We start from the raw sequence: 13403 nt of genomic DNA, 5'->3' as shown, positions 1-13403 counted from the left end.
CCGCGGCCGGCCCGGCGGCGAGGAGCGGACGTGAACGGCACTTTCATCGGGCGGGCCGCCGAACTGGCAGTACTGGGCGCGGCCCTCCGCGAGCGCCGCCTGGTCACGCTCAGCGGCGTCGGCGGTGTCGGCAAGACCCGGCTCGCGGCCCGCGCGGCACACGCCCTGCGCCACCGGCACCCCGACGGCGTCCACATCGTCGAGCTCTCCCCGCTCCAGGACCCGGCCCTGCTCGCCATCACCCTCGCCGAAACCCTGCGGCTGGCCGACCAGACGACCCGGCACCAGACCGACGTGCTCTGCGAATGGCTCGCCGACAAGCGCCTGCTGCTCGTCCTGGACACCTGCGAGCACCTCCTCGCGGCCTGCGGGGAACTGGCGGAGCTGCTGCTCGCCGCCGCGCCCGGCCTGACCGTGCTGACCACCAGCCGCCAGCCGCTGGGCCGGGACGCGGAGCACGTCCTCCCGCTGCGGCCGCTGTCCCTGCCCGCGCCCGGCAGCGCCGACCCCGCCATGAGCGACGCGCTCGCCCTGCTGCGGGACCGCGCCGAAGCGGCAGCCCCCGGCCGGCGGCTCACCGAGCGGTACCCCGCGGAGTCCGCCGAGCTCTGCCGCCGGCTGGACGGCATCCCGCTCGCCATCGAACTGGCCGCGGCCCGGCTCGGCGCCCTCACCGTGCCCGACCTGCTCGCCCGGCTGCACGCCCGCTTCGAGGTGCTGACCGCCGACGGCCGTACGCCGCGGCGCCACCGCACCCTGCGCACCACCATCGGCTGGAGCCACGAGCTGTGCGAGCCACTGGAACGCCTGCTGTGGGCCCGGCTGTCCGTCTTCCGCGGCGGCTGGTCACCGGAGGCCGCTGCGGCGGTCTGCTCCGGCGGCCCGCTGCCCGAGGACCGGGTCGAGGCCGTGCTGCGGGGACTCACGGAGAAGTCCGTCGTGCAGTGCGACCCATCGGCGGATCCGCCGCGGTACCGCATGCTCGACACCCTCCGCGAGTACGGCGCCCAGTGGCTCGCCGAACTGGGCGAGACCACCGCCGTCGGGGACCGGCACGCCGGGTACTTCCGCGCACTCGCCAAGGCCGGTGACGCCGCCTGCATGGGCCCGGCCCAGGTCGCGTGGCACCGTCGCCTGCACACCGAGCACGCCAACCTCCGCGCGGCACTGGACTTCCTGGTGGCCCGCCGCGACGGCCGGGCCGCGCTGGAGGCGGCGGGCGCCCTGTGGTTCTTCTGGTTCGGCTGCGGCCGCCAGCGGGAGGGGCGCGGCCACCTGGGGCGCGCCCTGGAGCTGGTGCCGGAGGACTGCCCGGAGCGCACGAAGGGCCTGTGGAGCCACGGCACCCTCGCGCTGATCCAGGGCGACCTCGACGTCGCGGCGGCGGCCGGGCGGCAGTTCGCCGAGGCCGTGGCCGGGCAGGACGACCCCGACGTCCGGCACGCCGTGACCTACCTCGTCGGCGGCACCCACTGCCTCAAGGGGGACCAGCGGAGCGCCTGCGAGGTGCTGGACGCGGCACCGGAGAGCCCGGGCGACGGCCGCGGCTACCCCGCGGCCTGGCTGCTCACCCGGCTGCTGCGGCACTTCGTCCAGCTGCAGTGCGGGCAGTTCGCCGAGGCGGCGGCGGACGCGGCGGTGACCCGCGCGGAGTGCGAGCGCCGCGGCGAGCTGTGGGTGCGCTGCTTCGCCGGGTACATGCAGGCCACCGCCGAGCTGGGGCTGGCCGACATCGGGTCGGCGCTGGCGCACGGCCGCGAGGCGCTGGCGGGGATGCGGACCCTGCGGGACAGCCTGTGCACGGCGATGATCCTGGACGTGCTGGCCGCCGTGCTCGGCGCGGCGGACCGCGGGGTGGCGGGGGCCCGGCTGCTCGGCGTCGCGGACGCGATCTGGCTCACCGTCGGCCGCCGCCAGTTCGGCGCCCCCGAGCTGAGCGCCGCGCGCGCCGGCTGCGAGCAGCGGCTGCGCGCGACCCTCGGCGACGCGGTGTACGAGAAGGAGTTCCGGCGGGGCCTCTCGGCCGGCACGGAGGACGGCATCGCCTACGCGCTCGGCGAGCCGTCGCTCCTGGCGTCGGCGGACTGACCGGCACCCGGGCAGGCTGCGCGTGCCGGGTGCCCGGCCGCGCTCAGGCGTCGGTCGGCACCAGCGCGAAGAGCCGCGCCGCGAGGTCCGCGAACGGGCCGTCGATCGGCTCGGCGGCGAGGATCGCCCGCAGCGTCCCCGCCATTTCCTCGTCGTACGCGGCGCTCACCGCGGCCAGCGCGGCGAAGTCGTGCACCAGCTGCCGTTCCAGCTCCTCGCGCGGGATGCGCTTGCCGTCCAGCCACTGCAGCGCGGTGGACTCCGCGAGCGAGATCCAGGACCGGATCACCAGTTCCATGCGGGGCGCCGGCTCGGCCAGCCCCAGGTGCGCGACGATCTGCTCGTACGCGGACTGCCGGACGCCGTTGATCATCGCGCTGGTGCGGCCGGACCCGACGGCCGGACCGCCCCGCATCAGCGCCGAGAAGCCCGGCCCGTGCTCGTCGACGAAGTCGAAGAAGCGGCCCATCACCCGCAGCAGCCGCTCGCCCAGCGGCCCTTCGCGCGGCTCGACGAAGCGGGCCGCCAGCTCGTCGGCCGCCCGGCCCAGCGCCGCCTCGTACAGGCTCTGCTTGCCGGGGAAGTAGTGGTAGACCAGCGGCCGCGAGATGCCCGCGGCCTCGGCTATCTCGTCGATCGACACGTCCTCCGGGGCGCGGTGGCTGAAGAGGTCCAGAGCCACGGAGATCAGCTGTTCACGGCGTTCCTCGACGCCCATCCTGCGGCGCACCCCGGTCGTCATACGAACACCCTAACGACCGGGGTGCGGCAGCGGTATGCCACCGGCGGGGACCGGCCGGGCCCGCGCCGGGCTTGGTGCTACAGGTCCAGCACCAGGCGTTCTCCGCGGCACCGCGAGACGCAGATGAGCATCCGGTCGTCGCGCTCGGCGTCGGTCAGCAGCTCGTCGCGGTGGTCGATGTCGCCCTCGACGACGTGCTGCCGACAGGTGCCGCAGAAGCCCTGCTCACAGCTGTAGGGCAGGTCCGGCAGCGCCTGCTCGCGGATGGCGCGCAGGATGCTCTGGTCCTCGGCCACCGCCACGGTGCGGCCGGTGCGCCGCAGCTCCACCTCGAAGGCGCCGCCCGTCTCCCGGGCCGCCGGCGCGAACGCCTCGGTGCGCAGCTCCAGGCCCTCCGGCAGCAGTTCGGCGACGGCGTCCATCAGGGGCTGCGGGCCGCAGCAGTACACCGCGGAGTGCGGCGGCGCGTCGGCCAGCGCGGCGGCCAGGTCCGGGCGCCCGTCCTCGTCCTCCGCGACGACCGTCACCCGGTCCCCGTTCGCGCCCGCCAGCTTCTCGATCTCCGCCAGGAACGGCATCGACGCGCGCGACCGCCCGCCGTAGACCAGCCGCCACGGCACGCCCTCGCGCTCCACCTGGCGCAGCATCGGCAGGATCGGCGTGATACCGATGCCGCCCGCGACGAAGAGGTAGGCGTGGCACTCGTCGAGCCGGAAGCGGTTGCGCGGGCCGCGCACCGCCACGACCGTGCCCTCCTGGAGCTGCTCGTGCACCTCGCGCGAGCCGCCCCGGCCGTCCTCGATCAGCCGGGTGGCGATGGTGTACGTCCCGGTGTCGGCCGGGTCGCCGCAGAGCGAGTACTGCCGCACCGCGCCCGAGGGCAGCACGAGGTCGATGTGCGCGCCCGGCTCCCAGGCCGGCAGCGCGTCGCCCGCCAGGCGCAGCCGTACGACGCCCTCGGCCTCCTCGGTGCGCTCGACGACCAGGAGTTCGCGGCGCCCGGTGCCGGTCCGGCCGGTGCCGGATATCGGCTGCTCCAGGGCCGGCAACGGCCACAGCGGGGAGTCCTTGACCCGGCGGCGCAGGGCGCGGCTGACGAGCACGGCAGCGCCGGTGGCGACCGCGGCGGCGCGCAGGCGCCGGGAGCGGAGGATGGCGGTCATGTCAGGCGGCTCCGGGAGCGGTACGGGTCTCGGCCGCGGTCGCGGCGGGGGAGGCGGCGAGGTAGGCGGCGGCCTGGGCCGTGCTGCCGTACTGCGAGGGGTGGTACGTGCGGTGCAGGTACTGCGGGATCGTGCGGACCACGGCGCCGGTGGTGGGCAGGACGCCCTGCCGCCCGGCCCGGAAGAACTCCTTGAAACTGGCCTTGCCCTCCAGCAGCGTCGGGTCGTTCGCCATGAAGAAGCGCACGCCGCGCTGCCACAGGAAGACCAGCGCGCCGAAGGCGGTGGCCCAGGTGCGGGTGCGCCGCCGGTAGCCGCCGTCCAGGTGCATGAAGAGGTCGAAGGCGACCGAGCGGTGCTCGACCTCCTCGGCGCCGTGCCAGCGCAGCAGGTCCAGCATGGTCGGGTCGGCGCCCCTGGCGTCCAGCGCCTCGGCGTTGAGCACCCAGTCGCCGAGGAAGGCGGTGTAGTGCTCGATCGCCGCGATCAGCGCGACCCGCTCCAGCAGCCACCACTGCCGGGCCCGGCCGGGCGGCAGGGTCCGGTCGCCGAGCAGCTTCTCGAAGAGCCAGTCGACCTGCGCGGTGTACGGCGTGGGGTCCAGGCCCTGGGCCTTCAGGTGCGGCAGCACATCGTCATGGGCCTGGGAGTGCATCGCCTCCTGGCCGATGAAGCCGATGACGTCCTCGCGCAGCCGCTCGTCCCGGATGTACGGCAGCACCTGCTTGTAGACGTGCACGAACCAGCGCTCGCCGGCCGGCAGCAGGAGGTGCAGCACGTTGATGGTGTGGGTGGTGGACGGATCGCCCGGGACCCAGTGCAGCGGCGTCCGGGTCCAGTCGAAAGCGACGTTGCGGGCCTTGAGCGGGATGTGTTCCGACGCGACCGGCGCGGGCCGCAACGGGGCCTTGTTAGACATGGCGTCAATGTACTGGCGGGTAAGTGGGAGCGACACCCCCTTGCACGGAGTTTTCCCGCCGGACGCACGACGGGGGCACGGACGGCCGTCCGTGCCCCCGCGGGCCCGTTCCGCGCGCGGCCCCTCAGTGCAGCGCCGTGAACCGGCCGCCGCCCGGCAGCCGTGCGGTCAGCCGCGCGTGCGCGCCCGCCGTGGCCCGCACCGCCAGCAGCCGGCCCTTCGTACGGCCGGTCACCCCGCCGCCCGCCGCCACCCCGCGCACCTCGTCGCTGCCCGCGGCGACCAGCCACCAGTGCCCGGCCGCCGACTTCCACAGCACCCCGGCCAGCGCGTGCGGCGACCGCGGCCCGCAGTCCCGGCCGCCCTCCGAGCGGGCCGCCACCGCGCCCGGCGGATAGCGGCGCGTGCCCGGCCCGTCGCCGTCGCCCGCCACCGGCGGCTGGAACTGCGCCATCGTCCGGCTCCCCGGACCGCGCCAGGTCTCGGCACGGGTGCACAGCCACGCCGCCGTGCCCCCGTGCTCCGGCAGCCGCTGGCGCGCGTACTCCCAGGCGTTCACCTCCCGCACGCCGCGCGCCCGGACGGCCGGCAGCTGGCAGGCCGTACGCGCCCAGGCCGTCCGCGCCGCCCGCCCGGCCGGCTCGGCAGCCCGGCCGGGAGCGCCGTACGTCAGCCGGGCCGGGGTCAGTTCGCCCAGGTCGGTGTAGAGGTGGCCGGTCATCTCCAGTGCGGGCCAGCGGGTGCAGGACGAGCCGCGCGCGGGCGCGGGCACCGGGTCCGTCACGCCGTCCGCCGACCGGTGCAGCGGCGCGGCGCGCTCCTCCGGCCCTCCGGTCAGATCGGCGAGCGCCACCGAACGCACCCAAGGAGCCGTGAGATAGCGGACGTTGTCGTCCGTGCGGCTGAGCACCAGCGCCGCCGCGCCGGCCGCGTCCGCGCCGTCCGTGCGCGCGAAGTCCAGCGCGGCACCGCCGCCGGGTCCGTCCGCCGCCTCCGCGTACCGCACGACACGCAGCCCGTCGTACAGCAGCACCACGGCGGCGCCGTCCGCCTCGCCCGCGTACAGCAGCTGCGCGGGCCCGGCCGCGGGGCCGGACGGCGTGCCGGGCGTCGCGGAGACCTGCACCCGGTCGCCGGGTCTGGCCCAGGCGGCCAGCGCGCGGCGCAGCAGGGCCGTGTCGTGCGTCCGGCCGCCGCGCGCCGGCCAGGCCGAGAAGTCCGTACGGACCGCGGTCCGCCAGGCGTCACCGGGGGCGCGGGTCAACTCGGCCGGCTTCAGGGCCGCTTCGGCCGCGGCGTTGCGCGCGTACGGCGGCGCCGCCGCGCCGTCGTCCCGGCCCCAGCCGTCGCCCGGCAGCGCCAGCAGCGCCCCGCACACCGCCGCCGCGACGGCGGCGGCCAGCGCGGCCCGTACGTGCTGCCGCCGCCGGATGAGGTCCGTCGGCCGCGCCTGGAGCGAACAGGGGTCGAACTCGCCGGAGTCCAGCAGCGAGCCGTCCCGGCTGCCCGGCGGGGCCGCGGCGGCGTCCGCCTCGGCCAGCGCCTCGCGCGGCGCCGCCACGCCCGCGGCCGCCAGGATGCGGCGCACCTCGCGGTCGCCCAGGCCCTCCAGGCCACGCAGCGCGTACGCCGCGCGGGCCGGCGCGGAGAGCGCCGAGAGGGCCTGGTCCAGGGCGAGTTCGTCGGCGCCGCCGGAGCGCGGGAAGAGCCGCAGGCCCCACACCTGGGGCAGCAGCGGGGGGAGCTGGGGGAGCGGCAGCCGCCGGGACCCGAACCGCAGCGCCGGGCGGCCGGCGGCGAGCGCCGCGCGCAGCACCCGCTGCCGTACGAAGGCGTACCCGGGGTCCGGCGCCGGCCGGCCGTCGGTGCGCTGCGCGGGCAGCACGGTGTCAGCGGCGGCGGTGCGGTGCCGGGGCAGTGCCCGCTGGGTCACGGCGTGCGCGGTCAGTACCCGGCGGTTGCGGCCGAGCCCGGGCGGCAGCACCAGGTAGGCCAGCCGGACCAGCCGGGGGTAGTGCTCCACGAGCGCGGCCTCGGCCTGCTCCACGTCGATCATGCCGAGCGGGGAGGTGCGGTCCGGTGGCGGGGTTATTGCCTGCTGCTGTTCCACGTTCCGTAGAACGAGTGATTCATGGGATGGTCACTTTGACCACCGGGCCGGTTCAGTGCCGGCGGTCGAGGTCGAACTCGCCGTCCCGGGCGCCCAGGACGAAGGCGCGCCACTCGCCCTCGGTGTACCGCAGCACGACGTCGGGGTCGGTGGAATTGCGCATCGCCACCGCGCCGCGCTCCAGGAACGCGATCTCCACGGCCTCCTCGGCGTCCCCGGGGGCGCGCTGCCAGACGGCGTCGGAGATGTCGAGGGCGTAGAGCCACTCCTTCTCAGCTGCGGCGCTCATGCGGTGCACTCCTCGCGATAGCCGGGTCGGTACGGAGGTCAGCGTACGCCGCGCGCACCGGCCACGGGGAGCGAACGAACGACCCCGGACAGTCGCCTTGCCGTCCGGGGCCGCCGTCGTGCCGGTCCGGCGCGTCAGTCCGTGCGCCAGTCGCTGAACTCCGCCCGGCCGCGGGTGCCCGAGCCGCCGTTGGCCGCCGACATGTGCAGGCCGGCGTCCTGCGCCGCGGCGGCGCCGGGCACGGTGGCGGTGGCCACGGGGCGCCAGGTCGCGCCGTCGTCCGTGGAGTACTCGCCCTTGAACGCGCCGCCCGCCTCCCGTGAGAGGCGCAGCGTCACCGGCGCCTTGACGCCCGTGACCCGCTCGTACCGGTCCAGCGTGCCGTCGCCGTCGGTGTCCCAGGAGAGCGCGACCCCGTTCTCCGGCGTGACGGAGAGGTTCACGAACCCCGGCGAGCCCGCCGTCTCCAGGCTGTTGCGCACCGCGATCCCGGCCCGCGCCCACGGTCCGCTCGCCGACTGCTCGGTGACCTTCACCGTCACCGAGCCGCCGGCGCGCAGCGCTCCCGCGCGGTAGACCGTGCCGAACTCGGCGGTGGCCTTCCACAGGTCGGCGCCCGCGCCGTCGATGGCGAACCGCCCGTCGAGCTGTCCGAAAACCGCCTCGTTCGTGGTGGCCGTGCGCAGCTCCTCGTCCAGCGGACCGGCCACGAAGAGGGTGCCCGACTGCACCGCCGAGACCGGCGTCTCGCCCTTCGGTCCGTAACTCACCGTCAGTTCGTACGGCATCGGCTTGAGCGGCGACGTCAGTGGCTCGGCGGGGGCCGCGACCCGCCAGTCGACGTCTCCCTTGCCGCCGGCCGGTATCGACGGCAGCGAGACGGGGCCGCGGTCCTGGGCGTCCAGCCCGCTCAGCGCGAAGTCCACCCGGCCGGTGTCCCGCAGTCCGCTGACGTTGTGCAGGGTCGCGGTGAGGGTGGTCGCGCCGCCCGGCTCCATCGCGGAGGGCTCGGCAGCGACGACGACCCGGCCCTGGTAGGGCGCCTTGGCGAGCACCTGGTGCACCTTCTGCGCGGTGCGGTAGGCGTCGGTGGTGGGCCGCAGCGGGTAGCTCTTGCGCTCCCGCGTCCACGGCTCCTCGATGGCGTACCAGTCGAAGGACTTCGGCTTGCGGTTCCCGGCGAGCGCGTCCTCCAGCTCGTCCAGGTACCGCTGCCACTGCGGGAGGTGGAAGTCGCCGATCAGGCCGTGCCAGTCGCGGTTGGCGTAGTTGGCGAGCTTCCCGCCGTCCGCGGTGGGCCGGTCGGCCCAGGTGGTGATCAGCGCCCGCGCGGAGTGCTCCAGCTGCGCCTTTTCCTTGTCGCCGGTCCCCATCCGCTTGGCCGCTTCCAGCCAGGGGCCGAGCAGGAAGTGCCGGTGCGCGCCGGTCATCTCCTCGCTCAGTCGCATGAGCTGCAGCCACAGCCGGGCGAGCTTGCGGAAGGCGTCGAGGTCCTTGCGCTTGTAGGCGTCCTGGAGCTGCGGGATCAGCTGCCAGGAGCGGTTCGCCAGCGCCTGCCGCGCCAGGTCGGTGAGGTCCAGCCGGTAGGCGTCGCTGTTCCGCAGCGCCGGCCGGACGCCGAGCAGCGCGGCGAACGCGGTGTCGAAGCGGGCCAGGTCGAACGCGGGGGTGTGCGTGGCGTAGTGCGTACCGGACCGGGCGGACAGCGACGGGCGCGCGGCGAAGATGGAGTCGTGCGGCCGGCCGTCCTTGCTGCTGATCTCGTACGCGCTCTCCCGGAGCGCCGCGAACGCCGCCCGGGCCTTGGCGTCCTTGCCGCCGTACCGGGCGTCCGCGTACCCGTCGAACCACGCGGTGCGGTCCACCGCGTCGTCCCGCCAGGCCAGCTCGCTGAAGAGCTCGAAAGCGGCCGGGTCCCGCTCGGCGGCCTCGGCCATGTACGCCGTGCCGGCCAGCTTGCTGCCCTTCTTGTCCCGCCACTTCGTGAACCGCTCGGCCCACATGTGGGTCTTGGCCCCTATGGTCGTCCGGCCGCCGAAGTTCGGGATGGTGCCGAAGGCGTACGGGACACCGCCCCAGTCCTTCTCCCGGTCCTTGACCGTGTCCAGGTCCGAGAGGCCGTCCACGATGAGCAGGTGCTGGTGGTCGACGGCGTCCAGCAGATCGCGGCGCGGGTTCTCCTGCCAGCCCAGTATCACCCACACGGCGTCCTTGTGGGCGGCCAGCATGGCCTTCTCGACGGCCTTCGCCGCGGCCGGCACCGGCACGTCGCCGGGGTCGCCGCCCTCGTGCAGCAGGTCCATCTTGAAGTGCCGGACCGTGCCGAAGACGTCCTTCTGGTGCCGGTAGAAGGAGCGCGCCACCTTGGCGAAGACCGGCGTCCGCGGGTCCAGCCAGTCCGGCCGCTTCAGCCCCGACCAGGTGCCCTGCGGGACGACCTTGGCACCGGGGTTGCGTTTCACGAAGCCGTCCGGGACGGTGCCGAAGTAGCCCGGCAGGACCGGGTGCATGCCCAGCGAGCGCAGCCGTCCCGCGATCCGCCGGCCGAGGTCGGTGCGCTTGGCGAGCAGTTCCTTGCTGACCGGGCCGCCGTAGCCGCTCATGTTCTGCAGCAGCCACCACGGCTGGTGGGTCGGTGCCGGCAGCCAGGCACGCGCCTCGGCGTCGGAGTACCCGAAGTCCTTGAGCACCCGGTGGTACACGGCTTCCGAGCCCGGCGTGACCAGTACCTCGTTCACGCCGTGCAGCGCCAGCACGTCGATGGTCCGCTCCCAGTGCGCCCAGTCGGCGTACGGCGCGGTGTAGCCGTCGTGCGTGTCGTTGAGCGCGAAGCGGTGGACGAGCTTGGTGGTGCGCTCCAGCGGTGCCTTGGGCGCGGGGAGCTTCGCGGGCAGGTCCAGCTGCTGCCCGGCCCAGGAGATGTGCGCCTGGCACACGTACTTCAGGTACCAGTTGACGCCGGTGAGCATCGCGGCCGGGCTGGTGCCGGCGACCTGGATGCGGCCGGGGGAGCCGGTGACGCGGAACCGGTCGGCGGTGCCGGCGGCGCGTTTCTGGGGGGTGAGGCGGAACTGGTCGGCGTGGCGGGGGAGGAGACGCTGGAGCGCGGCGCGCGCGGGTGCGGTGTCGAAGGGGGCTGCGGGGGGTTTGCGGCCGGCCGGGTCCGCGGGGCGCGCCGGCTCCGGTACGGCGGAGGCGGCCATGGCGGGGGTATGCCCGCCGACCGCTGCGGCGACACCCAGGGCACCCGCGGTACCCAACACGTTTCGTCTAGTGACGTGGCTCACGCATGCCCCCACTGCTCGGCAGTATCAACGGTTACGTGCGAGGGGAAACGCTAACGGTCGATCAGCTCGTGTCCAAGGATGTTGATACGACCAGAACGCGCCGAATGTCGCTGGTGTGGGCCGGTGGAGTGAAAGGGGGAGAGCGCGCTCCCGCCGGCTCTCGCGGCGACGGCGCCGGGCGTTGCCCCGGCCCCGGGGAGGGCCAGTGTTCGGCGGTTTCTTACCCGCGCTCTTCCTGGGCGTCACGCGACGGGGCGCCGGACGGGGGAACAGTCTGCCGGGCGGACCTCGCTCACCCGGATCGGAGCTGTCATGTCCACATCTCTTCCGACGACGACCCCGTACCCGCAACCCCCTCACACACCGCAGGCCACCCCCGCGTACACCACCGCCATCGCCGACTCCACCGCGCAGATCCGCGCCGCGCAGCGGCTGCGCCACCAGGTATTCGGCGAGGAGATGGGCGCCACCCTGCACTCCCCGTTGCCCGGCCACGACATCGACGACTACGACGACCTCGTGGACCACCTGATCGTGACCGAAACCGCGACGGGCGAGGTGGTCGGCACCTACCGGCTGCTGCCGCCGGGCCGCAGCGAACGCCTCTACTCCGACGGCGAGTTCGACCTCTCCGCGCTCGCCGCGCTGCGCCCCTCGCTCATCGAGGCCGGCCGCTCCTGCGTCCACCCCCGCCACCGCACCGGCGCCGTCATCAACCAGATGTGGGCCGCGCTGGCCCGCTACACCCTGCTGTCCGGCCACCGCTACCTCGCCGGCTGCGCCTCCGTACCGCTCGCCGACGGCGGCCGGTGCGCCCGCGCCGCCTGGGAGCTGGGCCGCGGCAAGCACGCGGCCCCCGAGGAGCTGCGGGTACGGCCGCACCGCCCCTGGCTGCCGGACGCCGGCACCGCCGCCGCCACCGGGGCCGCCGCCCACGCCCAGCTGCCCCCGCTGCTCCGCGGCTACCTGCGGGTGGGCGCCTGGGTGTGCGGGGCGCCCGCGCACGACCCGGAGTTCGACGTGGCCGACTTCTTCGTCGTCCTCGACATGGACCGGCTCAGCGACCGGTACCGGCGCTTCTTCCTGGGCGACCAGCGATGAGCACCCACCTCGCCACGCCCGGCAGCGCGCGGACGGGCATCTGGGACGTGCTCTCCACCTGCACGTCCGGCTGCATCGAGCACGCCGCGCCCCGGGTGCCGCTCGCCGGGACGGCGCGCCGCGCCGCGTCCTTCACCCACGTACTGCTGCGCGCGGCCGCCGACCGGGACCGGCTCGCGGAACCGGGACGGCTGCGGCGGCACGCCCGCGCCGCACTGGGCGCGCTGGGCGTCGGCCTGGTCCACGACGGCCCGCCGCTGCGCGTGGCGGGCGGCGGGACCGGCGGCCGCGGCACGCTCGTCGTGGTCAACCACATCTCCTGGCTGGACATCCTCGCGCTGCTCGCCGTCGAGCCGGTCACCATGCTTGCCAAGCAGGAGGTCGGCGGCTGGCCCGTGATGGGCCCGCTGGCCCGGCGCGCCGGCACCCGCTTCATCGACCGCAGCAGCCCGCGCGGCCTCCCGCAGGCCGTGGCCGACCTCGCCGCGGAGCTCCGCGCCGGGCGCTCGGTGGTGGTCTACCCACAGGCCACGACGTGGTGCTCGGCGACCGAGGGCGGTTTCCGGCGGGCGACCTTCCAGGCCGCCATCGACGCGGGCGCGCCGGTCCGCCCGGTCACCGTCCGCTACCTGCAGCACGGCGCGCCCTCCACGGTGCCCGCCTTCGTCGGCGAGGAGGACCTGGCGTCCTCGCTCCGCCGCGTCCTGGCGGCGCGCGCCCTCACGGCCCGGGTCACGGTGCATCCGCCGCTGCTGCCGCACGGGCGGGACCGCCGGGAGCTGGCGGCGGTGGCCCAGGAGGTGATCCTCGGCCACCGCCGTCGCGGCCTCCGTCAGGAGACCGGCACGTACTTGTAGCCGACCCGCCGCACCGTCACGATCGACGAGCGGTGGGCGGCGCCCAGCTTGCGGCGCAGCCGGGCGATGTGGACGTCGACCGTGCGGCCGTCGCCGACATGCCCGTAACCCCACACCGTCGTCACCAGCTGGTCGCGGGTGTGCACCCGCTGCGGGTGCGCCACCAGATGTGCCAGCAGCTCGAACTCCAGGAAGGTGAGGTCGAGTTGGCGGCCCTGGACGTGGACGGTGCGGCGCTCGGGATCGACCCGTACGCCGCCCTCGCCGTAACTGGCGGCCGGCGTCTCGGGCCGCTCCTGCGGCTTCTCGGCGGCCGGTACGAGGACGAGGTAGCCGACCATCGGGGGCCGGCCGGGCAGCTCGGGCAGGGTGTGCGGGGGAGCCGGCAGCCAGGTGGCGTCGGCACCCAGCAGATCGGCGACCGGCGGGACTTCGCCGGGTGCCACGGCACGCAGCCGGGGCGGAGCGGGAACGGTGGCCGTCGGGGGAGTGGCAGGAAGGGGTCGGACGTTCGTCATGGAGGTCAGCTCTTTCGCGCAGAGGGGCGTCTGGGGACGTCGTGCGCGCGGGCAGGGCTGCCGGTCAGGTGCGTTGCGGGCCCGCGCTCAGTGCGCGCGGCAACACAGACGGTCGAAGAGGTGATCCTGCCGGGACGGCCAGAACGGCTCGAGGTCGGTGCGACCCGTCGCGCTGTCGTGGATGCTGGCCATGCCCCCATTGAACCAGACCGGACGTGATCTGTCCTTCGTCCGCCCGTCATACGGACGGACATGCGCGAGGGGCGCCCCGCGTCAAGCGGAACGCCCCTCACGGGAGTTGCGTGGCCGGGGGCGGTGCGTCCCGGCCT

10 protein-coding genes are annotated in these 13403 nt (G+C 75.2%); 3 read left to right on the top strand and 7 right to left on the bottom strand.

Features of this window, described 5'->3' with window-relative positions:
* The first annotated feature begins 30 nt into the window (after nt 1–30).
* Nucleotides 31–2088 (top strand): NB-ARC domain-containing protein, encoded by a 2058-nt coding sequence (locus C3486_RS13080; RefSeq protein WP_103832825.1) that lies wholly within the window; start codon nt 31–33, stop codon nt 2086–2088.
* A 43-nt stretch (nt 2089–2131) separates the two neighbouring features.
* On the opposite strand, the gene C3486_RS13075 is transcribed toward C3486_RS13080, so the two are convergent.
* The 6 genes from C3486_RS13075 to C3486_RS13050 form a co-directional block, all read right to left on the bottom strand.
* Nucleotides 2132–2830 carry a TetR/AcrR family transcriptional regulator gene (locus C3486_RS13075; protein ID WP_103832824.1) on the bottom strand — a complete coding sequence of 233 codons (699 nt, stop codon included), beginning with the start codon at nt 2828–2830 and terminating at the stop codon, nt 2132–2134.
* Between the two features lie 77 nt (nt 2831–2907).
* Nucleotides 2908–3993, bottom strand: a complete 1086-nt coding sequence (locus C3486_RS13070) for a PDR/VanB family oxidoreductase (protein ID WP_103832823.1) — start codon at nt 3991–3993, stop codon at nt 2908–2910.
* A 1-nt stretch (nt 3994) separates the two neighbouring features.
* Nucleotides 3995–4912: a metal-dependent hydrolase gene (locus C3486_RS13065; RefSeq protein WP_103832822.1), complete on the bottom strand. Its 918-nt coding sequence runs from the start codon at nt 4910–4912 to the stop codon at nt 3995–3997.
* 124 nt (nt 4913–5036) lie between these two features.
* Nucleotides 5037–7022 carry a hypothetical protein gene (locus C3486_RS13060; RefSeq protein ID WP_103832821.1) on the bottom strand — a complete coding sequence of 662 codons (1986 nt, stop codon included), beginning with the start codon at nt 7020–7022 and terminating at the stop codon, nt 5037–5039.
* Between the two features lie 52 nt (nt 7023–7074).
* Nucleotides 7075–7311, bottom strand: coding sequence for a DUF397 domain-containing protein (locus C3486_RS13055; RefSeq protein ID WP_103832820.1), 237 nt, complete (start codon nt 7309–7311; stop codon nt 7075–7077).
* 134 nt (nt 7312–7445) lie between these two features.
* Complete coding sequence (locus C3486_RS13050; RefSeq protein ID WP_374936860.1) at nt 7446–10514, bottom strand: alpha-N-acetylglucosaminidase TIM-barrel domain-containing protein; 3069 nt, start codon at nt 10512–10514, stop codon at nt 7446–7448.
* A gap of 396 nt (nt 10515–10910) precedes the next feature.
* Between C3486_RS13050 and C3486_RS13045 the strand changes: the two genes are divergently transcribed.
* Together C3486_RS13045 and C3486_RS13040 are read left to right on the top strand one after the other, a co-directional pair.
* The gene (locus C3486_RS13045) at nt 10911–11699 is read left to right on the top strand and encodes a GNAT family N-acetyltransferase (protein ID WP_103832818.1); all 789 of its coding nucleotides are present in this window, start codon (nt 10911–10913) and stop codon (nt 11697–11699) included.
* A complete protein-coding gene (locus C3486_RS13040; protein WP_103832817.1) occupies nt 11696–12556 on the top strand; it encodes a 1-acyl-sn-glycerol-3-phosphate acyltransferase in 861 nt (286 codons plus the stop codon). The genes C3486_RS13045 and C3486_RS13040 overlap by 4 nt, the downstream gene beginning before the upstream one ends.
* On the opposite strand, the gene C3486_RS13035 is transcribed toward C3486_RS13040, so the two are convergent.
* On the bottom strand, nt 12532–13074 hold the full coding sequence (locus C3486_RS13035; RefSeq protein WP_103832816.1) for a winged helix-turn-helix domain-containing protein: 543 nt from the start codon (nt 13072–13074) through the stop codon (nt 12532–12534). The genes C3486_RS13040 and C3486_RS13035 overlap by 25 nt on opposite strands.
* Nucleotides 13075–13403 lie beyond the last annotated feature (329 nt).

Source organism: Streptomyces sp. Ru73, from assembly GCF_002920575.1.
Lineage (GTDB): Bacteria > Actinomycetota > Actinomycetes > Streptomycetales > Streptomycetaceae > Streptomyces.
This window is presented reverse-complemented; position numbering and strand designations above follow the sequence as displayed.

Coding starts and splice junctions, on each gene's coding strand:
- C3486_RS13075 (WP_103832824.1), bottom strand. CDS start 2,830: ATGACGACCGGGGTGCGCCGCAGGATGGGCGTCGAGGAACGCCGTGAA.
- C3486_RS13040 (WP_103832817.1), top strand. CDS start 11,696: ATGAGCACCCACCTCGCCACGCCCGGCAGCGCGCGGACGGGCATCTGG.
- C3486_RS13070 (WP_103832823.1), bottom strand. CDS start 3,993: ATGACCGCCATCCTCCGCTCCCGGCGCCTGCGCGCCGCCGCGGTCGCC.
- C3486_RS13065 (WP_103832822.1), bottom strand. CDS start 4,912: ATGTCTAACAAGGCCCCGTTGCGGCCCGCGCCGGTCGCGTCGGAACAC.
- C3486_RS13035 (WP_103832816.1), bottom strand. CDS start 13,074: ATGACGAACGTCCGACCCCTTCCTGCCACTCCCCCGACGGCCACCGTT.
- C3486_RS13045 (WP_103832818.1), top strand. CDS start 10,911: ATGTCCACATCTCTTCCGACGACGACCCCGTACCCGCAACCCCCTCAC.
- C3486_RS13055 (WP_103832820.1), bottom strand. CDS start 7,311: ATGAGCGCCGCAGCTGAGAAGGAGTGGCTCTACGCCCTCGACATCTCC.
- C3486_RS13050 (WP_374936860.1), bottom strand. CDS start 10,514: ATGGCCGCCTCCGCCGTACCGGAGCCGGCGCGCCCCGCGGACCCGGCC.